Source organism: Pseudomonas syringae pv. cilantro (assembly GCF_001293775.1).
In the GTDB taxonomy this organism is placed as follows: domain Bacteria; phylum Pseudomonadota; class Gammaproteobacteria; order Pseudomonadales; family Pseudomonadaceae; genus Aquipseudomonas; species Aquipseudomonas syringae_P.
The window spans coordinates 102895-125303 of the sequence record NZ_LGLN01000081.1 but is presented as its reverse complement, the minus strand read 5'-3'; the positions used below and the strand labels follow the sequence as shown (position 1 = coordinate 125303).

Below are 22409 nucleotides of genomic sequence, written 5' to 3'. Positions count from 1 at the left end.
CCCCCGTGAGCAACTCGGAATTTCCCCTTTTCGACAGGTAGAACTGATATGGCTGACAAGAAAACCGATTCCCCGCTGATCACAGGTGAAGACAGCCTGCGAGTTTTCGAGGGTCTCAATCGCGGTCTGTCGCGTCGTGACGCACTACGGATGCTGGGCGTTGCAGGCGTGGTCGCGGCTGGCTCAAGCAGCCTGTTCGGCGCAGCGGGCAAGGTCTTTGCCGACGACGCCGATGCACCGGTCAAAGGCAAGCCGGGCGGCCGCATTCGGGTGGCGGGCATGTCCAGCTCCACCGCTGATACGCTTGATCCGGCCAAAGGTGCGCTGTCTACCGACTACGTTCGCCATTTCATGTTCTACAACGGCTTGACCCGCTTCGACAGCCATCTGGTTCCGCACATGGAACTGGCCGAGAAGATCGAAAGCGACAACGCCACCGTCTGGACCGTGACCCTGCGTCAAGGCGTGACCTTCCACAACGGCAAAGCGTTGACCGCAGGCGATGTGGTGTTCTCCCTGTCGCGCCACAAGGACCCGGCCACCGGCTCGAAAGTCCTGCCGTTGATGGCGCAGTTTTCCGAGATCAAGGCCACCGGCCCGATGGAAGTGCAGATCACCCTCAGTTCGCCGAACGCCGAGCTGCCGTCGATCCTCGCGGTTTCGCACCTGCTGATCGTGCCCGAAGGCACCACTGATTTCAGCAAAGGCATCGGCACCGGCCCGTTCACCGTCAAGGAATTCAACCCTGGCGTGCGTTCGGTCAGTGCGCGTAACCCCAACTACTGGAAGCCGGGCCTGCCGTATCTGGACGAGATCGAATTCATCGCCATTTCCGATGAGCCATCGCGGGTCAACGCGCTGCTCTCCGGCGATGTGCACATGATCAACGAGGTCAACCCGCGCTCGACCACGCGCATCGCCGCCAGCGCCAAGCACCGCGTGGTGGATGCGCCGTCCGGCAACTACACCGACCTGATCATTCGCCAAGACCAGATGCCCGGCAAAAGCCCTGAATTCACCGAGGCCATGAAGTACCTGCTGGACCGTGAACAGGTCAAATCCGCAGTGTTCCGTGGCTACGCCCGTGTCGGCAACGACCACCCGATCTCGCCAGGCTCGCGCTACTTCAACGCGGACCTGCCGCAACGTGCCTACGATCCCGAGAAAGCCAAATTCCTGCTCAAGAAAGCCGGCATGGAAAAGATCACCATGGCTGTGGCGGCATCGCCTGCCGCGACCGGCCCTGCCGCGACCGGCTCGGTGGACATCGCCGTGCTGCTGCAACAGTCGGCCAGGCAGGCTGGCCTGACCCTCAACGTCAACCGCCTGCCGAGCGATGGCTACTGGTCCAACCACTGGATGAAGCACCCGCTGAGCTTCGGCAACATCAACCCGCGCCCGAACGCCGACGTGATCTTCTCGCAATTCTTCCAGTCCACCGCGCCGTGGAACGAGTCGGGCTGGAAGAACGATCAGTTCGATCAGTTACTGCTGCTGGCCCGTGGCGAAACCGACGACGACAAGCGCGCCAAAATGTACGGCGACATGCAGACCCTGGTCAGCCAGAACTGCGGCATCGGCATTCCGGTATTCATCAGCAACATCGATGGCTTGGACAAGCGTATCCAGGGCTATTCCAGCAACCCGCTGGGCGGCTTCATGGGTTACATGTTCAGCGAGCAGGTCTGGCTGGACGCGTAAATGCAACGCTGAACCGAGCGGGAGGATGCAGATGAATAGCAACACACTCTGGTTGATCGTACAGCGCTTCGGCGCGGCGATTGTGACGTTGTTGATCGTTTCCATCGTGGTCTTCGCCATTACGGCGGTGCTGCCTGGAGACGCCGCGCAACAGGCTCTTGGGCAATTCGCGACGCCTGAACAGGTCGCGGCATTGCGTACAAAACTGGGCCTGGATCAGCCGGGTGTTGTGCGTTATCTGCATTGGTTGAGCAACCTGCTGGGTGGCAACTTCGGTGAGTCGGTATCCAATGCGATGCCGGTTTCCGAGCTGATTGCCGGGCGCTTTCCCAAAACCCTGATGCTGGCGGCAACCACTGCGTTGGTATCGGTTCCGGTGGCACTGGCGCTTGGTATAGGCGCTGCGATGGGCCGGGGTGGCCGCATCGATGGCGCTCTGAATTTCATCACGCTGACGTTGGTGGCGGTGCCCGAATTTCTGGTGGCAACGCTGGCCGTGCTGATTTTCGCCGTCAACCTGGGCTGGCTGTCGGCCTTGTCGTACGGCGGTGACGTCAGTTCGCCCTGGCAGTTCATGCGCACCTATGCCTTGCCGGTCATGACCTTGTGCTGCGTGATCGTGGCGCAGATGGCGCGCATGACCCGCGCCGCGGTCATCGATCAACTGGACAGCCCTTACGTGGAAATGGCCAGGCTCAAGGGCGTCAGCCCGGTGCGTATCGTATTGCGCCACGCCCTGCCCAACGCCATCGGGCCGATTGCCAACGCTGTGGCGCTGAGCCTTTCGTACCTGCTGGGCGGGGTGGTGATCGTGGAAACCATCTTCAACTATCCCGGCATCGCCAGCCTGATGGTCGATGCCGTGACCAACCGTGACATGGCATTGGTTCAGGGCTGCACCATGCTGTTCTGCGCCGCTTACCTGGGTCTGGTGCTGATGGCCGATCTCTGTGCAATTCTTTCCAACCCGAGGCTGAGAACCCAATGACTGAATTCATTGCGAAATCGACGCCTGTTGCGCCGGAAACGGTGCCGCGCAAAAAAACGGTCCGCCCGACTTCGTGGCTGGGCCTGTTGGGCGCGACGGTGTGCTTCATATGGCTGATGGTCGCGCTGTTCGGCCCTTGGCTCGCGCCGCATCAGGTGGGCGAGGTGGTCTCCGACAACATGTTTGAAAACATGAGCGCGGTCTACCCGTTCGGCACCGATTACCTGGGCCGCGACATGCTCAGCCGGGTGTTGATCGGCGCACGCTTCACGGTCGGCCTGGCATTGATCTCTGCCGTGCTGGCCAGCGGCATCGGTACGTTGTGCGCATTGCTGTCGGTGGTTGCGCCCAAATGGCTGGACGAAATCATCAGCCGCCTGATGGACGCATTCATCTCGATCCCGAGCAAGATGCTGGCGCTGATCATGGTGTCAGCGTTCGGCTCGTCCGAAGTGTTGCTGATCTGTACGGCGGTGTTGAGCTACACGCCGGGGGCGTTTCGTATTGCGCGCAGCCTGGCGGTGAACATTGAAGCGCTGGAATACGTGCAAGTGGCGCGCACCCGTGGCGAAGGTCGTGTGTATATCGCCTGTCGGGAGATCCTGCCGAACATGCTCAACCCGGTTCTGACCGACCTGGGGCTGCGTTTTGGTTTCATCGTATTGCTGCTCAGCGGCATGAGTTTTCTGGGGCTCGGTGTGCAGCCGCCTGATGCCGACCTGGGGTCGCTGGTGCGCGAGAACATCGGCGGGCTCAGCCAGGGCGCGCCAGCCATCGTGATTCCGGCGCTGGCGATTGGCACGCTGACCATCGGCGTCAACCTGTTCATCGACCGACTGGCCTCACGGCGCGGTCGCCGTTCGGGAGGGCATTGAGATGAGCCAGTTGATTCGAGTGCAAGACCTGCGCGTGGTCGCCGAGAGCGATCACGGTGAGCTGGAAATCGTCAAAGGCGTTAGCTTCGCGCTGGAGAAAGGCGAAGTGCTGGCGTTGATCGGCGAGTCCGGCTCCGGCAAGACCACCATCGCTCTGGCGCTGCTGGGTTATGCCCGACGCGGCTGCAAACTGGCGGGCGGCGTGGTTCAGGTCGGCGAGCACGACATGCTCAGTCTGCCCGAAAGCCAGCTGCAGGGCCTGCGCGGCAATCGCGTTTCCTACATCGCACAAAGCGCCGCAGCGGCGTTCAACCCGGCGAAAAAACTCATCGATCAAGTGATCGAAGGTGCGCTGATTCATGGTCTGGGCAGCCGCGCAGTGCTGGAAACCAAAGCCATCGAGCTGTTCCGCGACCTGGCGCTGCCCAACCCGGACAGCATCGGCCAGCGTTATCCATATCAGGTGTCGGGCGGTCAGTTGCAGCGCGTCATGGCGGCGATGGCGCTGATCAGCGATCCGTTGCTGGTGATCCTCGACGAGCCGACGACTGCGCTGGACGTCACCACGCAAATCGACGTATTGCGCGCGTTCAAACGGGTGGTCCGCGAACGTGGTGCGACGGCGGTTTACGTCTCTCACGACCTGGCCGTCGTGGCGCAGATGGCCGACCAGATCGTGGTGCTCAACGGCGGGCAGATTGTCGAAACCAGCAGCACCGCAGCGCTGCTCAGCGGTCCTGAACAAGCCTACAGTCGCAGCCTGCTGGCGGCGGCGCGTCCCGACAAAGTGCTGAAGCCTGCCAGCGACGTGGTCAAGGACAGTACGCTGTTGACCATCAAAGGGCTGACCGCAGGCTACGGCAAAAAGAACCTGCAAGGCATGCCGATGATTCGCGTGCTGGAAGACATCGACCTGACCATTCGCCGTGGTCAGGCCATTGGCGTCATCGGTGAGTCGGGCTCGGGCAAATCGACCCTGGCCCGCGTGGTTGCGGGCTTGCTGGAACCGGCGCTCGGCAGCCTGACCTTCGACGGTGCCGAATTGTCCGGCACCCTGGCGGGGCGCACCGAAGAGCAGTTCCGGCGCATCCAGATGGTGTTCCAGAACGCCGACACCGCACTTAATCCGATGCACAGCATCAGCGCGATTCTTGCCCGGCCGCTGAAGATGTATTTCGGCCTCAAGGGCAAGGCATTGAACGAGCGCATCGGCGAGCTGATGGACCTGGTGCGTCTGCCCCGCGAACTCGCCGAGCGGCGCCCCAACGAACTGTCTGGCGGCCAGAAACAGCGCGTCAACCTGGCTCGCGCACTGGCGGCCAAGCCGGACCTGATTCTGTGTGATGAAGTGACCTCGGCGCTGGACACCGTAGTCGGTGCCTGCATTCTTGAATTGCTAGGCGAACTGCGCCGCAAGCTGGGTGTTTCCTACCTGTTCATCAGCCATGACATCTCCACCGTGCGTGCGCTGTGCGATGACATCGTGGTGATGTACAGCGGGCACAAGGTCGAAGAGGGCAGCCGCGACGCCTTCAGCCGCGTGCCGTTCCATCCATATACCGACTTGCTGGTGCACTCGGTGCCGGAGTTGCGTCAGGGCTGGCTGGAGAGCTGTGGCGTGACCAGCGGCAAGCTGCCGCCGATCAGCGCACCGTCCATTAATCCGGAGCTGTGCACCTTTCTCAATCGCTGCCCTGCGCGCATCGAAGGCCTGTGCAACAAGACCGCTCCCGGCCGCCGCCGGATTGCAGGCGGCAGCGAAATTCTTTGCCATCGCGACAGCGATGAACTGCAAGCCGTACAAGAAAATCTTAATCCTGAGACCGTGGGAGCCTACGCATGAACGGCCGTTTTGTGAGACTGGGCGAGCGTGATCGTCCGGCCGTGAGCCTGATGGTCGATGGCGCGCCCATCGAAGCCCTGCAGGGCGACACCCTGATGGTGGCACTGCTGACCCGTAAAGCGACGCTACGCCAGTCTGAATTCGATTCGGGGCGGCGTGCCGGGTTTTGCCTGATGGGCGCCTGTCAGGACTGCTGGGTCTGGACCCGCAGCGGAGAACGACTGCGCGCCTGCTCCAACGAAGTCCGCGACGGGCTCGATATCGTCACCACCCAACCGGAGGCGAAATGGCCACTTCTTCACGGTTAGAGACTCAGAACCCTGCCAGCCCGCGTGTGATCATCATTGGTGCTGGCCCGGCCGGCACGCGCTGTGCAGAAACCTTGCTGGCGGCGGGTATCAAGCCGATTCTGATCGATGAAAACCGCCGTGACGGCGGGCAGATCTATCGTCGCCAGCCGGAAGGCTTCAAGCGCGATTATTCGGCGCTGTACGGCACCGAGTCAGCCAAGGCGCGCGATCTGCACGAGAGTTTCGACCGCTTGCGCCAACAGATCGACTACCGCCCCGACACGCTGGCCTGGAACCTCACGCAAGGTGAACTGTGCTGCGCCAGCCAAGGCGTGCACACCGTGGTCGAATACGACGCGCTGATACTGTGCGCCGGTGCCACCGACCGCTTGATGCCGATCAAGGGCTGGCAACTGGCAGGCACGTACAGCCTCGGCGGTTCGCAGATTGCGCTCAAGTCGCAATCGGTGTCCATCGGCAGCCGCGTGGTGTTCATGGGCAGTGGGCCGCTGCTGTACCTGGTCGCCAGCCAGTACGTCAAAGCCGGCGCCGACGTGGCCGCCGTGCTGGATACCTCGCCGTTCAGCAAGCGCGTCGGTGCGATGCCCAAGTTGCTCGCCCGGCCCGGTCTGCTGTTCAACGGCATGAAACTGCTGGCGCAGTTGTACAGTGCCAAAGTGCCGGTGCATCTGGGCGTGCAGCCTGAAGAGATCATGGGCAGTGAACAGGACGGCGTGACCGGCGTGCGGGTAAAGCTCGCCAACGGCAATGCGCTGACCATCGATTGTGATGCCTTGGCGCTGGGCTATCACCTGCGCCCGGAAACCCAGCTCGCTGATCTGGCCGGCTGCCAGCTGCGTTTCGACGACGCATCCGGGCAATGGGTGCTGGCCGTCGATGAAGAAGGTCGCACCTCGGTCAAAGGTGTTTATGCCGCCGGCGACGGCGCGAAGATTCGCGGTGCCGACGCGGCCGAGCAGGCCGGCCGGCTGGCGGCGATGGCGTTGCTGGAAGACCTCGGCCGGCCTGTGGATAAGTCACGCCGTGAAGAGGTGCGCAAAAACCTGGTGGTCATGGACCGCTTTCGCGTCGGGCTGGCCGAAGCCTTTCCGTGGCCTGCTGCTCAGGCGGCGGCGCTGCCCGACGAAGCAATTGTGTGCCGGTGCGAAATGATCAGCGCAGGCGAGCTGCGTGGCGTGGTGCGTGAAAAGGGCGCGTGTGAAGTCAACCGCGCCAAGGCGTTCAGTCGCGTCGGCATGGGCCGCTGCCAGGGACGTTATTGCTCGCAGGCCGGTGCCGAGGTGATCGCTGCCGAATCCGGTGTGCCGGTGGAGCAGGTGGGTCGGCAGCGCGGTCAGGCACCGGTCAAACCGTTGTCGATGCTGGTCGACGAGGTGGTGTCATGAAGCAACCGAAAGTCGATGTGCTGATTGTCGGGGGTGGCTTCATGGGCTCGGCTTCGGCGTTTTTTCTGCGCCAGCGCGACCAGTCGGTGACCCTGCTGGAGCGCGACGTGATCGGCCAGTACGCCAGCGGCGTGAATTTCGGCAATGTGCGGCGTCAGGGTCGTCATCTGGGGCAACTGGAACTGGCCAACCGTTCACGAGCGCTGTGGCAGCGGCTGCCGGAACTGATCGGTGAAGACCTGGAATTTCTGCCCAGCGGCCACATGCGCGTCTGCTATCGCGAAGACGAAATTGCCGAACTGGAAGCCTACGCAGCAGCCCCGGAAGCCCGTGAGCTGGACTTGAAAATCTATCGCGGCAAAGCGCTGCACGAGCGCTTTCCGTTTCTCGGGCCGGACGTGAAGGGCGGCTCCTACGCGCCGCACGATGGTCACGCCAATCCGCGTCTGGCTGCGCCTGCTTTCGCCCGCGCCGCGATTCGTGCCGGCGCGCGGATCGAAGAGCGAACCGAGGTGGCGCATGTCGAAAAGGTCGGTAACGAATTCGTGGTCACGACCACTGACGGGCGAATCTTCACGGCAGATCAATTGCTGATCACCGCAGGCGCGTGGGGGCAGAAACTCTCCGCGCAGTTCGGCGAGCCGGTGCCGCTGGACACTCACGGTCCGCAGATGGCCGTGACCGAGCCGGTGCCTTATGCGCTGCCGACCGTGATCGGTGTGTTCACCAAAATCCCCCACGAAGTGATTTATTTCCGGCAGATCGCGCGCGGCAACATCGTCATCGGCGGTGGCTTTCGCAGCAAGCCGGATATGGCCAATCGCCGCGCCTATGTCGAGCCGCGTAGCATCATCAATCAGGTGCAGCAGATGCGTCGCCTGTTGCCCGGCGTCGGCAACCTGAACATTATCCGCGTGTGGAGCGGCATCGAAGGCTACACGCCGGACTCGCTGCCGGTGATGGGCCGCAGCGGCAAGGTCGACGGGCTGTTCTATGCCTTCGGTTTCTGCGGTCACGGCTTCCAGCTCGGTCCGGGCGTGGGCGACGTGATGGCTGAACTGATTAACACCGGCACGACCAGCACCTCGATCAGCCCGTTCGACATTCGTCGTTTTGGCCTCTTCACCGCACAAGCGAGCAAAGCCTCATGAGCCCCCGCGCACTGGAAATCCTCAAGCGTCTGATCGCCTTCGACACCGTGTCGTCCGAGCCGAACATGGCACTGATCGACTACGTCCGCGAGCTGTTGGCGAGCAAGGGCATCGAGTCGCTGATCGTCAAGGACGAGACCGGCAAGAAGGCCAACCTGTTCGCCAGCACCGGCCCGCGTGACATGCCGGGCGTACTGCTTTCCGGCCACACCGACGTGGTGCCCGCTGCCGGTCAGGCGTGGACGATGCCGCCGTTTCAGGCGACGCTGCGCGACGGACGCATCTATGGCCGCGGCACTTGCGACATGAAGGGCTTTATCGCGCTGGCGATCGACGCCATGCTCGATGCGGCGGACATGACCCTGCTGCGTCCGCTGCAACTGGCCTTGTCCCACGATGAAGAAATCGGCTGTGTTGGCGTGCGACGGCTGCTGGATGTATTGCACCTGGCGCCGGTGCGCCCGTTCCTGTGTGTGGTGGGCGAACCAACCCTGATGCAGTTTGCCGTCGGGCACAAAGGCAAAGCTTCGTACCGTACCTTCTGCCGGGGCCAGGAAGCACATTCTTCGCTGGCGCCTCGGGCGGTCAATGCGATTCATCTGGCCAGCGATTTCATCGCCGAACTGCGTAACAGCCAGAAACAGATCGAGCGGCAGGGCGTGCGTGACGAGGGTTACGACATCCCCTACAGCACCGTGCACATCGGCCGTATCGATGGCGGCAAGGCGCTGAACATTGTGCCTAATCTTTGCACCCTGGAATTCGAGTACCGCAACCTGCCGGGAGACAATCCCGACGTGCTGCTGGAGCAACTGCGCGAGCGCGCCGAAGCGTTGGTTCGCGAGGCGCGGCAGCTGTCCGGCGTGGCCGCCATCGACATCGAAGTGATGAATGAATACCCGGCGCTGGAGACCCATCCAAGCGTCGAAGCGGTGCGCATGCTGCACGCGTTTGCCGAACCGGGTACGCAGCACATCAAGGTCTCCTATGGCACTGAAGGCGGGCTGTTCGCCGGGCGGCTCAACGTGCCGGTGGTGGTGTGCGGGCCGGGTTCCATCGAGCAGGCGCACAAGCCGGACGAGTTTATCGAAGAGAGCCAGATGGACGCGGGCGAGCGTTTTCTGCAAAGTCTGCTCGGCTCGCTGAAGCAGTAGAGGCTGCCGTCCGGGCGTCAATTTCAGCATCGGACGCTGCCGTTACCCTGCTTTCAGCATCCTGGACTGCGACGCCTGCCTAGACTGGCAGGTATCCCGAAACAGGACTCGACCATGCTCAAGAATCAGTTGAAAGACCCAAGCCTGCTGGTAGACCGCGCCTACGTCGATGGGCAATGGATCAGCGCTGACGATAGTGCAACGCTGACGATAACTGACCCGGCGACCGGCGAGATGATCGCGCAGGTTCCGGCCCTGCAAGGCGTCGAAACCCGGCGTGCCATCCAGGCCGCTGAGCGGGCCTGGCCTGCGTGGCGCGCGCGTCCTGCCGCCGAGCGTGCGGCGCTGCTGGAACGCTGGCATCAGGCGATGCTCGACAACGTCGAAGACCTTGCGCTGATCATGACCCTTGAGCAAGGCAAGCCGCTGAACGAGTCGCGTGGCGAGATTCGCTACGGCGCGAGCTTCGTCAAATGGTTCGCTGAAGAGGCCCGTCGTTCCTACGGCGAAACCATCCCGACGCCCAGCGCAGATCGTCGGCTGATGACGCTAAAACAGCCGGTGGGTGTCTGCGCCGCGATCACACCGTGGAATTTCCCTAATGCAATGATCACCCGCAAATGCGCGCCAGCCCTGGCGGCCGGGTGCCCGATCATCGTCAAACCGTCGGATCTCACGCCACTGTCAGCGCTGGCGCTGGCGGTGCTGGCCGATCGGGTGGGGATTCCTGCCGGGGTGTTCAACGTCATCACTGGCATGCCCACCGGGATTGGCGAAGAGCTGACCGGCAACCCGGTAGTGCGCAAGATTTCCTTCACCGGCTCGATACAGGTCGGCCGCCTGCTGATGCGCCAGAGCGCCGAACACATCAAGCGCCTGAGCCTGGAACTGGGTGGCAACGCGCCGTTTATCGTCTTCGATGACGCCGATCTGGAGCAGGCGGTGGCGGGCATCATGCTCAGCAAATTCCGCAACGCGGGGCAGACCTGCGTGTGCGCCAACCGGATTCTGGTGCAGGACGGTATCTATGAGCGTTTCGCGGCGCGTCTGGTGGAAGAAGTTGCCAGACTCAAGGTCGGCAACGGTCTGGAAGAGGGCGTGACGATTGGACCGCTGATCAACCCGGCAGCCGTCAGCAAGGTCGCCCGGCACATCGACGACGCGCTGAATCAGGGTGCGAAGTTGCTCTACGGCGAGCGTCCCGACGGTGAAAGCCAGTTCGTGCAGCCAACCGTATTGGGCGATACCCATGCGGGCATGCTGCTGGCCAACGAAGAAACCTTCGGCCCGGTCGCTCCGCTGATGCGCTTCACCGACGAGGCCGAAGCGCTCGCGCTGGCCAACGCTACGCCTTACGGCTTGGGCGCGTATTATTTCACCCAGGACCTGCGCCGCTCATGGCGTTTCGGCGAAGCGCTTGAGTTCGGCATGGTCGGCCTCAACACCGGCATCATTTCGATGGAAATCGCCCCGTTCGGCGGCATCAAACAGTCCGGCCTGGGCCGCGAAGGCTCAAGCTACGGACTGGACGAGTACCTGGAAGTGAAGGCGTTTCATGTGGGCGGCTTGTAACCTGCGCAATCTTCAGGATCGCCTCTAGTAGGGGCGATCTGCCTGGTGCGCAGCCTTGCTGTCTCTCTGCGTCAACAGGTCCGATGCCAGGGTGTAATCCTTCTGAAAGGCCGGGCTTTCGATCCACTCGATGGCGGTGTCCTCGTCCTCATCGTGATACATGGCGCGGTATACGATAAGCAGGCCCATCATGAAGTCCGTGGCCGGGTCTTCTTCCTCTTCCGACACCACCAGGGCCAGCACCGGGTATTGCAGGAAGACCACGCACAACGCCAACTGGCTGATGGCTTCGGCCGCTCTCATGGCGACGAACAGGTCATCGTAGTCAGCCGGGTCGAAGCCGTTCTCGACGATGTCGTTGAAGTCGAAGGTATTGAGGTCGAGTTCGATGTCATCAAACGGCTGATTGACCAGCGCAGAGCCAAATACTGGGTGGACCAGTCGAGTCGGGGCTTTGCCCGAGCGGTTTTGCTTGGCTTTGATCTTCGCGCGTTTGGCGCGTTTCTGCTGCTTGTCTGGCGAGGCCATGAGCGGTCCTTTGGCGGGCGGTGTAAGGCAATGGCGGCTATTGAAGCGCAGAAGCAGGCAATAACCAAGGTCTGGCCGAAAATAGCGCACCGCCCAGGCAATAAAAAAACCGCCATAAGCGGGTTTGATTATTTTCATAACGCGTCAGCGTTTGCCTGGCTTGGAAAACGCCTCTGCCTCGTCCATGCGATTGGCGAACATATTGACCGCCTCTACCGCATCGCTCGCGCCGTCGCGAATCTGCACGATCACCTGCCCGGCCTGATCCGCCAGCATCACACCCCGATTGGCGCCTTCCTGGGTGGCGCTCATGCTGGCGACGGCATCGCGGGTTTCCGCGAGGATCTTGCCGATCATTTCAGCGATTTCCGTGGTCGAGCCGCTGGTGCGCCCCGCAAGCTGACGGACTTCATCGGCCACCACCGCAAACCCGCGACCCTGATCGCCGGCCCTGGCGGCTTCGATGGCTGCATTGAGTGCCAACAGGTTGGTCTGGTCCGCGATGCCGCGAATGGTGTTGACGATAGCGGTGATCTGCTCGGATCGAGCACCTAGCTGACTCACCAGTTTCGCCGACGCACCGATGTTTTCGGCAATCTGCCGCATCTCCCGCGCAGTATCCTGAATGACCAAGGTTCCTTGCTCGGCCACTTTCTCGGTTTCCGCCGAAATATGGTAAGCCCGCGATGCGCCATGCGCGTCAGCATCCTGCTTTTCAACGCGTGCAGTAATGTCGCTGGCGAACTTCACCACTTTGTAGAGTTTGCCGTCGACATCGAACACCGGGTTGTACGTCGCCTCCAGCCACACCACCCGACCGTTCTTGCCAATGCGCTTGAACTGCCCGCCGACGAACTCGCCATGGTTCAGTTTGCGCCAGAAGTCAGTGTATTCCGGGCTGTTGACCAGTGACGGTTCGCAGAATGTTCTGTGGTGTTTGCCTTTGATTTCGGTCAGCGCATAACCCATGACATTCAGGAAGTTGCTATTGGCGGCGATCACATTGCCAGTGGGGTCGAACTCACAGATCGCCATGGCGCGATCGACAGCGGCCAGCTTGCTGTTTGTCTCGTTCTCGAGCATCACCTGGCGGGTTACATCCAGGGCGTACTTGACGACCTTGAAGACCTTGCCCTGCGCATCACTCACCGGGTTGTAACTGGCCTCCAGCCAGACATTGCTGCCGCTCTTGTTGATGCGCTTGAATTTCCCCGAGATGAATTTACCGGCCCGCAGAGACGCCCAGAGATCAGCGTATTCGCGGCTGCGGACCATCTCGGGCTCGCAGAAATCACGGTGTGTCTTGCTGGCAAGTTCTTCTGACCGATAGCCCATCGTCGTCAGAAAGTTCTCGTTGGCGCGAAGGATCTTGCCATCAACGTCCATTTCAACGACAGCCATCGACCTTTCCAGCGCGTTCATCAATCCTTTGAGTCCATCTACCTCAGCCTTCATGGCGGTCAGTTCAGCCTTGCTCTTGTTTCCGAACATAACGTGCCCCTAGTGTTTTTTTACGGACGGATTGTGATCAGGCTATCGACGTAAATGACAGCGACATTAATTTGTCGGACAGCAAAACAGACAGACGGATTCTGACCCGTGTCAGCGTCAAAATATGGACATGCGTTTGGATGGGAGCGCGCCGAAGAAGTCGTTGTGCGGATGCCTGACAGTGAAAGCAACCGCTGACTGCCAGATGGGTTATCTGGCCAAACAGCAGACAAAGAAAAGCCCGCGATGGGGGAGCGGGCTTAAGGATTCACACTTGGGAGCAGCTCTACAATGCCGTGTCGGCTGTGAAAAGTTTGTGAAGAGTTTTCACTTTTTTTCTGGCTGAATAGTGTTGGTCACTTCGGACGTCGGCACGAAAGTCTTCGACTCTTCGGCAGCAGCTTCCTTGGACGCCGCTTTATCCTTCGCCGCTTCAGTGTTCTCTTTGGCAGCCTCGTTCACCTTGTCCTGAGCAGACTCCATCTTCTCTTGGGATTTTTCCTGGTGAGCCTGAGCATCCTGTGCTTTCTGCTCGGACTTGCTGTCGCAGGCAGCCAGACCCAGAGTGGCGACGATGATGAGGGCGGAGGCAGTAAACTTGAGCACGTGATTTTCCTTCGGATAGCAAATGTACGGCTTCGAGGGCGAGCGGGGGGAGTTAGTTCAATGGGATGGAGGTGGCAGGGCTCTGGAAGGCTGGTATGAGTAGCAGAAGGCTGCTGTGATCTTCTCAAGTGTTGCTTTGAGCAGCAGCTTTATATGCCGCCAGACTAGGCACCCTGTGAGTCAAGCGACTTTCAGCTCGGACTCTTTCCACTGTGTTCCGTCCAATTCGAACGCGGCTCCTTCATGGGGTTGAGCGTTTCGTTCGAAGATGATCGGACCAAAATTGGCATGGATGTAGGCAGCGTAAAAAGCCCTCATGGCGACGTCAGCTGGTCCCGGTATTTCTTGAGATTCGCGCTTTTCCCAGTTGGCAATGGTCTGCACATCGACCCGGAAAATGGCTGCAGCCACCTCCTGAATGAGATCCTGCTCCTTTCTCAAAAAGCGAAACTGACGCCCGGTCATTGGCGTTTTCTGGCCAATGATATCCACAGCTATCGCCCGATGAAGTCCGTCGATATCTTCGATCTTCACACCCTCGCCGTACGGCGTTTCAACGATCGTATATCCATTTTTCAGGAAGATGCCGTCCAGTCCGCTGCCTTTATATTTGTACATTTTCATACCTCCCACACCGTAATTGCGAAAAGCTCGTCAGGCTCAGGACTTGGATTGACGGCTACTACCATGCAGACAACATCCCTCGGCGCTAGCTCGCTCATCCTGAACTCGAAGTTGCCGTGCTTCTCGCTGTACGCAGGCCCTCGGATGATTGCTCCTCGACGCAGGCATCTCAGTGCCTCCGTGGCGGTTATGCCACGCTCATAGAGGCGCTCCAGGCAATGCTCGCGAAAGACGACTTTGGAGGAGTCTCTTGCCAGGACATGAACAAGATCCTCAAGCTGCTGCTTACTCCATAAGGGCTGCCTGTTTTTCATACTGCCTATAATCCTTATAGGTGACACCATAGTAGGGTGTCGTCCTTGCGTCGTAAATAATGATTATTTTCCGCCTGGGGCAGCGCGCTTTGAGCCTTCGAAATTAGCGGTTTTTGGTTTGCCGAGGCTTGGCTACCTTGTCACGCGCCGCGAAATGCAGGCAAGCGAATAAGCAGGATGGCGGCCGACGTGCAGCGCAGGAAGAGGCGACACGTGCGGTAGTCTGATTTGATAGGTCTCTTCTGCGCGGGCAGGGTGCAGACACGTCTGTAATTCAAAAAATCAGACAACAAAAAGCCCGCACGAGGCGGGCTTCTTGTGTGCTTCCAGGTGTGCTTGGCAGCACCTGAAAACGAAAGGTGGTGCCCAGAGACGGAATCGAACCGCCGACACGGGGATTTTCAATCCCCTGCTCTACCGACTGAGCTATCTGGGCAACGGGGCGCATTAGACGTGTTTTTCAGGAGGTCGTCAAGCGTGTTTTTTCAAAAATTTGAATTATTACCGACGCTTACGACCTTCGCTGCGTGAAACGCTTTATTTTTCGGGGGGAACGTAGCCTTCGGCCTGGGCGTATTCTTCGCCGGAGAGGAACTTGTCCATCTCGGTCTGGAGGAATTTGCGGTCTTCGGCGTTCATCATGTTCAGGCGGCGTTCGTTGATCAGCAGGGTCTGGTGTTTCTGCCAGTCGGCCCAGGCTTTCTGTGAAACGTGGTTGAAGATGTCTTCGCCTTTGGCGCCAGGGTATGGGGCGCGTTCCAGGCCGGGCAGTTCTTCTTTGTATTTGCGGCACATTACGGTGCGGGTCATGACGACTCTCCTGCGTTCAATACGTCGGCTGCGCGTTTGAGCAGCTTTTTCACCGGGGCGGCAAGGCCCAGGCGTGGCGGGGTGGCGAGGTTATACCAGAGCCAGTCGGCCTCGGCCACGTGATGGGCGGACTCCTGAACTTCGATCAGCCAGGGTTCGATGCTCAACTGGAAGTGGCTGAAGGTGTGTATCAGCCCCGGCAGTTCGTGGTGTTCGCCCAGTTCCAGTGCGTGTTGTGTGGCCAGATGCTTCAGGTCTGCAAAGTCGTCCAGTTCCGGCAGGCTCCACAGGCCGCCCCACAAGCCACTGGAGGGGCGACGATAAAGCAGAATCGCGCCCTCGCGGTTGGCAAGCATTGGCATGAGTGTGCGCTTCTGCGGGACCGTCTTGCGTGGCTTGGGGATCGGGTAGCGGGTTTCCAGGCCCAGCAGGTGCGCCTGACAGCCGCGTTCAAGCGGGCAGAGCAGGCAACTGGGTTTGCTGCGGGTGCAGAGCGTGGCACCGAGGTCCATCATCGCCTGGGTATAGTTGTTGACCCGACTGTAAGGTGTGAAGCGCTCGGCGGTGGCCCACAACTGTTTGGCGACCTTGGGTTCGCCGGGGTAGCCTTCCTGCGCCGTGAAGCGCGCCAACACCCGTTTGACATTGCCATCGAGAATTGGCGCGCGAAGGCCCATGCTCAGGCTGGCAATCGCCCCGGCAGTGGACAGGCCTATGCCGGGCAGCAGAATCAGTTTTTCGACGTCGCGGGGAAACTCGCCGTCGTGATCGGCGACCACGATTTTTGCGGTCTTCTGCAGGTTGCGGGCGCGGGTGTAGTAGCCCAGCCCGGTCCACAGGTGCAGCACTTCGTCTTCGGGGGCTTCGGCGAGCGCCTGCACCGTCGGCAAGGCTTCCATGAAACGGTCGAAGTAATTCAGGACGGTGCTGACCTGGGTCTGCTGCAGCATGATTTCCGATACCCAGACGCGATAGGGCGTGATGCCCTGTTGCCAAGGCAGATCGTGTCGGCCATGACGGTCGTACCAGTCCAGCACGGCGCTGGAGAATTGTTCGGGTTGCATGGCCGGGAGGGTTCTCGTCGTCGGGATGTAAGTTCTTTGCGATGAAGCGTTACGGAGCGCCTGCATAGACGCTCCTGAGCGGTACGCTAGCGTTTGAAGAGCCCCTTGAGGGCGTCCTTGAACTCGGGGCTCACTTTGTCGCCCAGTTTCTCGTTCAGCTTGTCCTCAAGCTTCTCGCTGATCCGGTCGCCGGCCATTTTTGCGGCGATCTGGCCGACACCTTCCTTGTCCAGGCGGCAGGCTTTGGCACCCAGTTCCAGCGGGCCGCGGCACTGCACCGGCCATTCGATACCGACAAAGCGCGGGTTGATCTCGCAGGCCGGGTCCGGCATGTCGCTCTTGTCGCCTTCGACGATGATGCCGACGCGGTAATTCATGCCCAATACGCGCAGATCGACATCGCCGTTGCCGTTGACGGCCATGCCCGGCGTGCGCACCTTGAGGTCCGGGTTGCTGGCCACACCGTTGCGCACCACCAGGTTGCCGTTGAGCTGCTGGAACGGCGTGTCCTTGGCGCGCGGTTCGCCGCTGAGCGTCTTGCGGTTCAGGATCGAAATCCCTTTGCACAGTTGCTGTTCGAGGTTGGCGTTGACCAGCACGCCATTATCGACGGCGAAACTGGCCGTGCCGTTCAGGCCATCGATCAGGGCTTTTTCACTGTTGCCTTTGCCCGACAGGTCGCTGTTGAGGGTCAACATGCCGCGCACCGGCGGTTTCTGGCCCTGACTTTCAAGAATGCGCTCGATCGGCACTCTGGCAATGCGCGTCTGTACGCTGACCACCGGTACATCAGGACGAGCGTCCAGGTTGCCTTTGACGTCGAAGTTGCCGTTGTAAAGGTCGCCACTCAACGTCTCGAGCCTGATCACGCCAGCGTTGGCCTGGGTTTTGAAGGAGGCATTGTCGATCGGCAGTTTTTCCAGGGTCAGCTTGCCGAAACTCAGGTCAGCCTCGACGTCCAGCGTGCGCAGGCGCTCCAGTGGCAGCAGTTTTGTGGTGCTCCAGGCGGCTTTGGTCGGTTGCTCGGGCAGCGGCGAGTCACCTGCGACAGCAGCGGCTTCGCCACTCTGCACCTCTGACTGCCGTGCAGCCTTGGCACCTTTGCTTTCTTCGCTTTCGGCAGGGCGGTAGCGGTCGGCGTCGAAGGTGTCGCCTTTGAGCTGCACACGCAGCGCCTGTCTGGCGAAATCTTCCATGGCGATACGACCGGTGAAGGTGCTCTCATCGACTTTCACGCTCAGGTCTTCCAGCGCCAGGCTGGTGGGCGTGCCATTGAGGCGGGTGACCATCTCGACTTTGCTCAGTGCGCCCTCGGCCATGGCTGGTAGCGGATGGCCAATGTTTTCCAGGAACGTGCGCAGATCGAGCTGGGCAATGGACAGGCCGCCACTGATTTGCGGCGTTTTATCCAGATCGCGGGCACGCAGTTCGCCCAGCGCGCGCAACTGGTTGGCGGAAAACTTCAGGCTGTTCCATTCGGCGATATTGGCGGCCAGGTCTACCAGCAACTGACCCTGAGCCGAGAAGGTCACGGTCTTGCCTTGCAGCGGCTCACCTGCGACTTCACCGGACAGGCGCATATCTTCGAACTGATAGCGCTTGAGCACACGATCCATACGTAACTGGCCAACCAGCTCGGTCTTGGCGCGAACCACTGGCTGATTGGTGCTGAGGAAAGCCGTCAGTTTGATTGGAATATCCGACGCTTCGCGGATCGGGCCGGTGCTCAACTGGATGCTTTCGGCCATGAAGGTGCGGCCTTTTCTGGCATCGCTGTAGTCCACGCGGGCGTTGTTGACCGTGAGGCTGTCGATGTCCAGCCTGAGGGGTTGCGAGGGACGATCCGGCTTTGGCGCATCAGGCGTAGGAGGCGGGGTTGTTTCAGGCGTTCCGGTCGATGTTACAGCCGGCTTGCCGATATCTTCCCAGTTGCCATGGCCGTTTTCGTCGCGGTGCAGTGTCAGGTTGAGGCCTTCGACGCGGATGTCGCTCATCTGCACCTGACGGCGCAGCAGTGGCAGGACTCGAACGGACAGGCCGAGCATCTGCACATCGGCGAAGGGCTGGTCCGGGGCGGTCAGGGTGGCGACGTGGGTGTCGTGCAATTCCAGGCCGAGCCATGGGAACAGGCTCCAGCCGATATCGCCATTGAGCGTCAGCTCGACGTTGGCTTTTTCACGGGCCAGCTGTCGAATCTCGTCTTTATAGTCGTTGGGATCAAACAGGTGGGTCAGGGCAAAGCCGAGAGCCACGATGATCAGCAACAACCCGAGAATAAACAGCCCCAGGATTTTGCCGAACGCTTTCATGGGCGAGTCCTTGTGTCGATGTTCAAAAATAGCCCACGAGTATACCGCCCCTGCGCGTGTCTCGGGCTGTGGATACCGTTATTGCCGAGCGAATCCTTTTTTGCGGGCTCAGCCGTCTTCAAACACTCGGTACCGCTGGCGAGTGACGATCAGGTATGAGCGGATTTTTCTGATCATCTGCGCGCCGTTGACAGCAGGTAAACGTGCACCTTTCAGCGCTGCACGATATAGCTTTCGGGCCTGTTACAGCGTCGTTTCTACAACAAGTTTGTTGACCGCGAATAAACACAAACGCTCTTTTATCGGGTTATTAATTGGTTGCCTCTATGGGCTAATAGATGGCGTGGATTGACAGGCTGATCCTGATAATAAAAAGGCTGTAACAAGATGCTTATTTGCCATCAGACAGTGGTAGTCTCCGTTTTTGCTGGCTAAGGTGCGTCTTTTTGTCACGTATCTGAATAACCTGCCGATAAAACAGACATGGCCGCACGGCATCGAGTCTGTGGCGGACCAGCGGACCATCTGCGAGCTTCACACATTGGGGTAATTATAATGAGCACAAGCACAGCCTTGGGCGGCGAAGCCGTTCAGCCTGCGTTCTTGTCCAAAGAGCGCATTATCGCCAAGCCCGGTTTCAACCGTTGGCTTGTTCCACCAGCAGCATTGGCAATCCATCTTTGCATCGGCATGGCTTATGGCTTTTCGGTGTTCTGGTTGCCACTGTCGAAGGCTATCGGTGTTACCGCACCTGTTGCTTGTACACCGGACATGGGTTTCTTCGCACAGATGTTCGCGTCGACCTGTGACTGGCAGATCTCCATGCTGGGCTGGATCTACACACTTTTCTTCATCTTCCTGGGGTGCTCGGCTGCCATTTGGGGTGGCTGGCTGGAGCACGCGGGTCCACGCAAGGCGGGTGTTGTTTCGGCACTGTGCTGGTGTGGCGGTCTGCTGATTTCCGCGCTGGGTATTTACACGCACCAGATCTGGCTGATGTGGCTGGGTTCGGGGGTGATCGGTGGTATCGGTCTGGGGTTGGGCTATATCTCCCCGGTGTCGACCCTGATCAAGTGGTTCCCGGACAAGCGCGGCATGGCGACCGGCATGGCGATCATGGGCTTTGGTGGCGGCGCGATGGTGGGCGCACCGCTGGCCACTGCGCTGATGGGCCATTTCGCTTCGGCTGAAGGCGTGGGCGTCTGGCAGAGCTTTGTGGTGATGGCGGTGATCTACTTCGTCTTCATGATCGGCGGCGCTCTGGGCTACCGTGTTCCGCCAACCGGCTGGAAACCTGAAGGCTGGACCGCTCCGGCTGCCAAGGCCAAGAACTCGATGATCACCAACCGTCACGTGCATGTCAGCGTGGCCTGGAAGACTCCGCAGTTCCGTCTGGTCTGGCTGGTGCTGTGCCTCAACGTGTCGGCCGGTATCGGCATCCTGGGCATGGCTTCGCCACTGTTGCAGGAAGTGTTCGCCGGCAAGCTGCTGGGCAACGATCTGACCTTCGGCGAGCTGAATGCCGATCAACTGAAAGCCATTGCTGCAATCGCTGCCGGTTTCACAGGTCTGTTGAGCCTGTTCAACATCGGTGGTCGATTCTTCTGGGCGTCGTGCTCGGACTACATCGGTCGTAAAGCAACGTACTTTGTGTTCTTCGCGCTGGGCTTCCTGCTTTACGCATCGGTACCGACCCTGGGTCATATGGGCAGCATTGCGCTGTTCGTTGCGGCTTTCTGTGTGGTGCTGTCGATGTACGGTGGCGGTTTCGCGACTGTGCCGGCTTATCTGGCCGACCTGTTCGGTACACAGATGGTCGGCGCGATCCACGGTCGTCTGCTGACGGCCTGGGCAGCGGCGGGTGTGCTGGGTCCGGTATTGGTCAACTACCTGCGTGAGTACCAACTCAGCCATGGTGTTGCACGTGCCGATGCGTACAACATCACGCTGTACATCCTTGCCGGCCTGCTGGTGCTGGGCTTTATCTGCAACCTGCTGATTCGTCCGGTTGCCGACAAGTACTTCATGACTGACGCCGAACTGGCCGCTGAACAAGCCATCGGCCACGACAAGGGCGCCAATGCCACCACTTCGCTGGAGTGGAAAGCATCCGCCAGCAGCAAGCCGATGGTCATCGCGGCCTGGCTGGCGGTCGGCATCCCGCTGGCGTGGGGCGTCTGGATCACCCTGCAAAAGACCGCAGTGCTGTTTCACTAAAAGCCTGTAGGTCACTAAAAGCGCTTGCACCTCGGTGTCGGCGCTTTTTTTTGCCTGCAGACTTCTCGTGCGGCTCGCTCCACAGAGTCAACACTTTGCCGTTGAATGAGTCGGTTGGCTCGATGCACCGCCCGTTTCCCTGCAGACGCTGCTACATTAGTCAGCCCCGATTTTATTGCCTGAAGGAGTTGTTTGCATGCTAGCCCACGTGGAGTCGTACGCCGGTGATCCGATCCTTTCGCTCATGGAAACCTTTGGCAAGGATTCACGTGCAGACAAGGTCAATCTGAGCATCGGTCTGTATTACGACGCTGAAGGCCGTATCCCGCAGCTGGCATGTGTCGCCACAGCGCAAAAACAATTGGCCGAAGGCGAGCAGGCTGCTTCTGTGTATCTGCCGATGGAAGGCCTGGCGGCTTACCGGCAGGCGGTGCAAACCCTGCTGTTCAGTGCCGACCATCCGCTGGTGCAGGCCGGTCGGGTGGCGACTATCCAGACTGTGGGCGGTTCGGGCGCGCTGAAGGTGGGTGCCGATTTCCTCAAGTATGCGTTTCCGGATTCTCAGGTCTGGGTCAGTGATCCGACCTGGGAAAACCACCTCGCGCTGTTCGGCGGGGCGGGCTTCAAGGTCAACACCTACCCGTACTTCGACGCGCAGACTGGCGGCGTCAGGTTCGACGCCATGCTCGACACCGTGCAGGGTCTGCCGGCGCAGAGCATCCTCTTGCTGCACCCGTGCTGCCACAACCCGACGGGCACCGATTTGTCTGTCGAGCAATGGGACCGGTTGATCGAGGTGATCAAGGAGCGTCAGCTCATCGCGTTTCTGGATATCGCCTATCAGGGCTTCGGCAAAGGCATCGACGAAGACGCCTACGCCATCCGTGCGATGGCCGACGCGGGCATCACCACGCTGGTCAGCAACTCGTTCTCGAAAATCTTCTCGCTGTATGGCGAGCGGGTTGGCGGGCTGTCGGTGGTCTGCGAAGACACGGCATCGGCCGCCAACGTATTCGGCCAGCTCAAGGCCACTGTGCGTCGCAACTATTCCAGCCCGCCTGCGCACGGCGCGTTTCTGGTGTCGAAAGTGCTCAACACACCGCACCTGCGTGATCAGTGGCTGAGCGAAGTCGAAGCCATGCGCTTGCGTATCATCGACATGCGCAGCCGTCTTGTTTCGGTGCTGGCGCAAAAAGTTGCCGGGCGCGATTTCAGCTTTATTCTCAGGCAGAGCGGCATGTTCAGCTACACCGGACTGACGCCGCAGCAGGTTGACGAGCTGAAAGATGTTCACGGTATCTACATGCTTCGCAGCGGCCGGGTGTGCATGGCAGGTCTGAATGAAGGGAATATCGACAAGGTGTGTGACGCAATCGCGAGCCTCTTCACACACTAAATGCCCTGCTGGTCGTCTGTTTGCTTCATGGCGAGCGCTTCTGAGCCTATAATGCTCGCCTTTTTTCGCC

The 22409-nt window shown here is 60.2% G+C and carries 18 protein-coding genes, 1 tRNA gene and 2 pseudogenes; 11 read left to right on the top strand and 10 right to left on the bottom strand.

Annotation, left to right across the window (positions count from 1 at the left end; genetic code table 11):
- Positions 1–48 precede the first annotated feature (48 nt).
- The 9 genes from ABJ99_RS23035 (at position 49) to ABJ99_RS22995 (ending at position 10980) form a co-directional block, all read left to right on the top strand.
- Positions 49–1701 (top strand): ABC transporter substrate-binding protein, encoded by a 1653-nt coding sequence (locus ABJ99_RS23035; RefSeq protein ID WP_054087776.1) that lies wholly within the window; start codon positions 49–51, stop codon positions 1699–1701.
- Positions 1702–1732: 31 nt separating this feature from the next.
- Positions 1733–2689, top strand: a complete 957-nt coding sequence (locus ABJ99_RS23030) for an ABC transporter permease (RefSeq protein ID WP_054087775.1) — start codon at positions 1733–1735, stop codon at positions 2687–2689.
- Complete coding sequence (locus ABJ99_RS23025; RefSeq protein ID WP_054087774.1) at positions 2686–3564, top strand: ABC transporter permease; 879 nt, start codon at positions 2686–2688, stop codon at positions 3562–3564. The genes ABJ99_RS23030 and ABJ99_RS23025 overlap by 4 nt, the downstream gene beginning before the upstream one ends.
- A 1-nt stretch (position 3565) precedes the next feature.
- The gene (locus tag ABJ99_RS23020; protein WP_054087773.1) at positions 3566–5407 is read left to right on the top strand and encodes an ABC transporter ATP-binding protein; all 1842 of its coding nucleotides are present in this window, start codon (positions 3566–3568) and stop codon (positions 5405–5407) included.
- Positions 5404–5715: a (2Fe-2S)-binding protein gene (locus ABJ99_RS23015; protein ID WP_007253195.1), complete on the top strand. Its 312-nt coding sequence runs from the start codon at positions 5404–5406 to the stop codon at positions 5713–5715. The genes ABJ99_RS23020 and ABJ99_RS23015 overlap by 4 nt, the downstream gene beginning before the upstream one ends.
- Positions 5694–7103: an FAD/NAD(P)-dependent oxidoreductase gene (locus ABJ99_RS23010; protein ID WP_054087772.1), complete on the top strand. Its 1410-nt coding sequence runs from the start codon at positions 5694–5696 to the stop codon at positions 7101–7103. The genes ABJ99_RS23015 and ABJ99_RS23010 overlap by 22 nt, the downstream gene beginning before the upstream one ends.
- The gene (locus ABJ99_RS23005; protein ID WP_054087771.1) at positions 7100–8254 is read left to right on the top strand and encodes an NAD(P)/FAD-dependent oxidoreductase; all 1155 of its coding nucleotides are present in this window, start codon (positions 7100–7102) and stop codon (positions 8252–8254) included. Before ABJ99_RS23010 ends, ABJ99_RS23005 begins: the two co-directional genes overlap by 4 nt.
- Positions 8251–9408 carry an acetylornithine deacetylase gene (gene argE, locus ABJ99_RS23000; protein ID WP_054087770.1) on the top strand — a complete coding sequence of 386 codons (1158 nt, stop codon included), beginning with the start codon at positions 8251–8253 and terminating at the stop codon, positions 9406–9408. The genes ABJ99_RS23005 and argE overlap by 4 nt, the downstream gene beginning before the upstream one ends.
- Positions 9409–9522: 114 nt before the next feature.
- Complete coding sequence (locus ABJ99_RS22995; RefSeq protein ID WP_054087769.1) at positions 9523–10980, top strand: NAD-dependent succinate-semialdehyde dehydrogenase; 1458 nt, start codon at positions 9523–9525, stop codon at positions 10978–10980.
- 24 nt (positions 10981–11004) lie between these two features.
- Here ABJ99_RS22995 and ABJ99_RS22990 read toward each other — a convergent pair whose 3' ends face one another.
- The 10 genes and pseudogenes from ABJ99_RS22990 to ABJ99_RS22950 form a co-directional block, all read right to left on the bottom strand.
- Complete coding sequence (locus ABJ99_RS22990; protein WP_054087768.1) at positions 11005–11508, bottom strand: hypothetical protein; 504 nt, start codon at positions 11506–11508, stop codon at positions 11005–11007.
- A gap of 144 nt (positions 11509–11652) precedes the next feature.
- Positions 11653–12120: pseudogene (locus ABJ99_RS29965) on the bottom strand (methyl-accepting chemotaxis protein); the annotation flags it as partial.
- 108 nt (positions 12121–12228) lie between these two features.
- Positions 12229–12930, bottom strand: a pseudogene (locus ABJ99_RS29960) (PAS domain-containing protein); the annotation flags it as partial.
- Positions 12931–13326: 396 nt separating this feature from the next.
- Positions 13327–13605: a hypothetical protein gene (locus tag ABJ99_RS22980; protein ID WP_054087766.1), complete on the bottom strand. Its 279-nt coding sequence runs from the start codon at positions 13603–13605 to the stop codon at positions 13327–13329.
- 180 nt (positions 13606–13785) lie between these two features.
- Positions 13786–14229, bottom strand: coding sequence for a helix-turn-helix domain-containing protein (locus ABJ99_RS22975; RefSeq protein ID WP_054087765.1), 444 nt, complete (start codon positions 14227–14229; stop codon positions 13786–13788).
- The gene (locus tag ABJ99_RS29665) at positions 14226–14543 is read right to left on the bottom strand and encodes a DUF4258 domain-containing protein (RefSeq protein ID WP_054087764.1); all 318 of its coding nucleotides are present in this window, start codon (positions 14541–14543) and stop codon (positions 14226–14228) included. The genes ABJ99_RS22975 and ABJ99_RS29665 overlap by 4 nt, the downstream gene beginning before the upstream one ends.
- A gap of 360 nt (positions 14544–14903) precedes the next feature.
- A tRNA-Phe gene (locus ABJ99_RS22965) sits at positions 14904–14979 on the bottom strand.
- Between the two features lie 101 nt (positions 14980–15080).
- The gene (locus ABJ99_RS22960) at positions 15081–15353 is read right to left on the bottom strand and encodes an oxidative damage protection protein (protein WP_002555777.1); all 273 of its coding nucleotides are present in this window, start codon (positions 15351–15353) and stop codon (positions 15081–15083) included.
- Entirely contained in the window at positions 15350–16417 is a 1068-nt protein-coding gene (gene mutY / locus ABJ99_RS22955) for an A/G-specific adenine glycosylase (protein ID WP_054087763.1), read from the bottom strand. The genes ABJ99_RS22960 and mutY overlap by 4 nt, the downstream gene beginning before the upstream one ends.
- 86 nt (positions 16418–16503) lie before the next feature.
- Complete coding sequence (locus ABJ99_RS22950; RefSeq protein ID WP_054087762.1) at positions 16504–18726, bottom strand: AsmA family protein; 2223 nt, start codon at positions 18724–18726, stop codon at positions 16504–16506.
- Between the two features lie 555 nt (positions 18727–19281).
- Between ABJ99_RS22950 and ABJ99_RS22945 the strand changes: the two genes are divergently transcribed.
- Together ABJ99_RS22945 and ABJ99_RS22940 are read left to right on the top strand one after the other, a co-directional pair.
- Entirely contained in the window at positions 19282–20943 is a 1662-nt protein-coding gene (locus ABJ99_RS22945; protein WP_042914225.1) for an OFA family MFS transporter, read from the top strand.
- Between the two features lie 196 nt (positions 20944–21139).
- Complete coding sequence (locus ABJ99_RS22940) at positions 21140–22339, top strand: amino acid aminotransferase (protein ID WP_054087761.1); 1200 nt, start codon at positions 21140–21142, stop codon at positions 22337–22339.
- Positions 22340–22409 lie beyond the last annotated feature (70 nt).

What these genes read in the sequence shown, in the direction of transcription:
- ABJ99_RS23035 (WP_054087776.1), top strand. Translation starts at nt 49, where the DNA reads ATGGCTGACAAGAAAACCGATTCCCCGCTGATCACAGGTGAAGACAGC.
- ABJ99_RS23030 (WP_054087775.1), top strand. Translation starts at nt 1,733, where the DNA reads ATGAATAGCAACACACTCTGGTTGATCGTACAGCGCTTCGGCGCGGCG.
- ABJ99_RS23025 (WP_054087774.1), top strand. Translation starts at nt 2,686, where the DNA reads ATGACTGAATTCATTGCGAAATCGACGCCTGTTGCGCCGGAAACGGTG.
- ABJ99_RS23020 (WP_054087773.1), top strand. Translation starts at nt 3,566, where the DNA reads ATGAGCCAGTTGATTCGAGTGCAAGACCTGCGCGTGGTCGCCGAGAGC.
- ABJ99_RS23015 (WP_007253195.1), top strand. Translation starts at nt 5,404, where the DNA reads ATGAACGGCCGTTTTGTGAGACTGGGCGAGCGTGATCGTCCGGCCGTG.
- ABJ99_RS23010 (WP_054087772.1), top strand. Translation starts at nt 5,694, where the DNA reads ATGGCCACTTCTTCACGGTTAGAGACTCAGAACCCTGCCAGCCCGCGT.
- ABJ99_RS23005 (WP_054087771.1), top strand. Translation starts at nt 7,100, where the DNA reads ATGAAGCAACCGAAAGTCGATGTGCTGATTGTCGGGGGTGGCTTCATG.
- argE (WP_054087770.1), top strand. Translation starts at nt 8,251, where the DNA reads ATGAGCCCCCGCGCACTGGAAATCCTCAAGCGTCTGATCGCCTTCGAC.
- ABJ99_RS22995 (WP_054087769.1), top strand. Translation starts at nt 9,523, where the DNA reads ATGCTCAAGAATCAGTTGAAAGACCCAAGCCTGCTGGTAGACCGCGCC.
- ABJ99_RS22990 (WP_054087768.1), bottom strand. Translation starts at nt 11,508, where the DNA reads ATGGCCTCGCCAGACAAGCAGCAGAAACGCGCCAAACGCGCGAAGATC.
- ABJ99_RS22975 (WP_054087765.1), bottom strand. Translation starts at nt 14,229, where the DNA reads ATGAAAATGTACAAATATAAAGGCAGCGGACTGGACGGCATCTTCCTG.
- ABJ99_RS29665 (WP_054087764.1), bottom strand. Translation starts at nt 14,543, where the DNA reads ATGAAAAACAGGCAGCCCTTATGGAGTAAGCAGCAGCTTGAGGATCTT.
- ABJ99_RS22960 (WP_002555777.1), bottom strand. Translation starts at nt 15,353, where the DNA reads ATGACCCGCACCGTAATGTGCCGCAAATACAAAGAAGAACTGCCCGGC.
- mutY (WP_054087763.1), bottom strand. Translation starts at nt 16,417, where the DNA reads ATGCAACCCGAACAATTCTCCAGCGCCGTGCTGGACTGGTACGACCGT.
- ABJ99_RS22950 (WP_054087762.1), bottom strand. Translation starts at nt 18,726, where the DNA reads ATGAAAGCGTTCGGCAAAATCCTGGGGCTGTTTATTCTCGGGTTGTTG.
- ABJ99_RS22945 (WP_042914225.1), top strand. Translation starts at nt 19,282, where the DNA reads ATGAGCACAAGCACAGCCTTGGGCGGCGAAGCCGTTCAGCCTGCGTTC.
- ABJ99_RS22940 (WP_054087761.1), top strand. Translation starts at nt 21,140, where the DNA reads ATGCTAGCCCACGTGGAGTCGTACGCCGGTGATCCGATCCTTTCGCTC.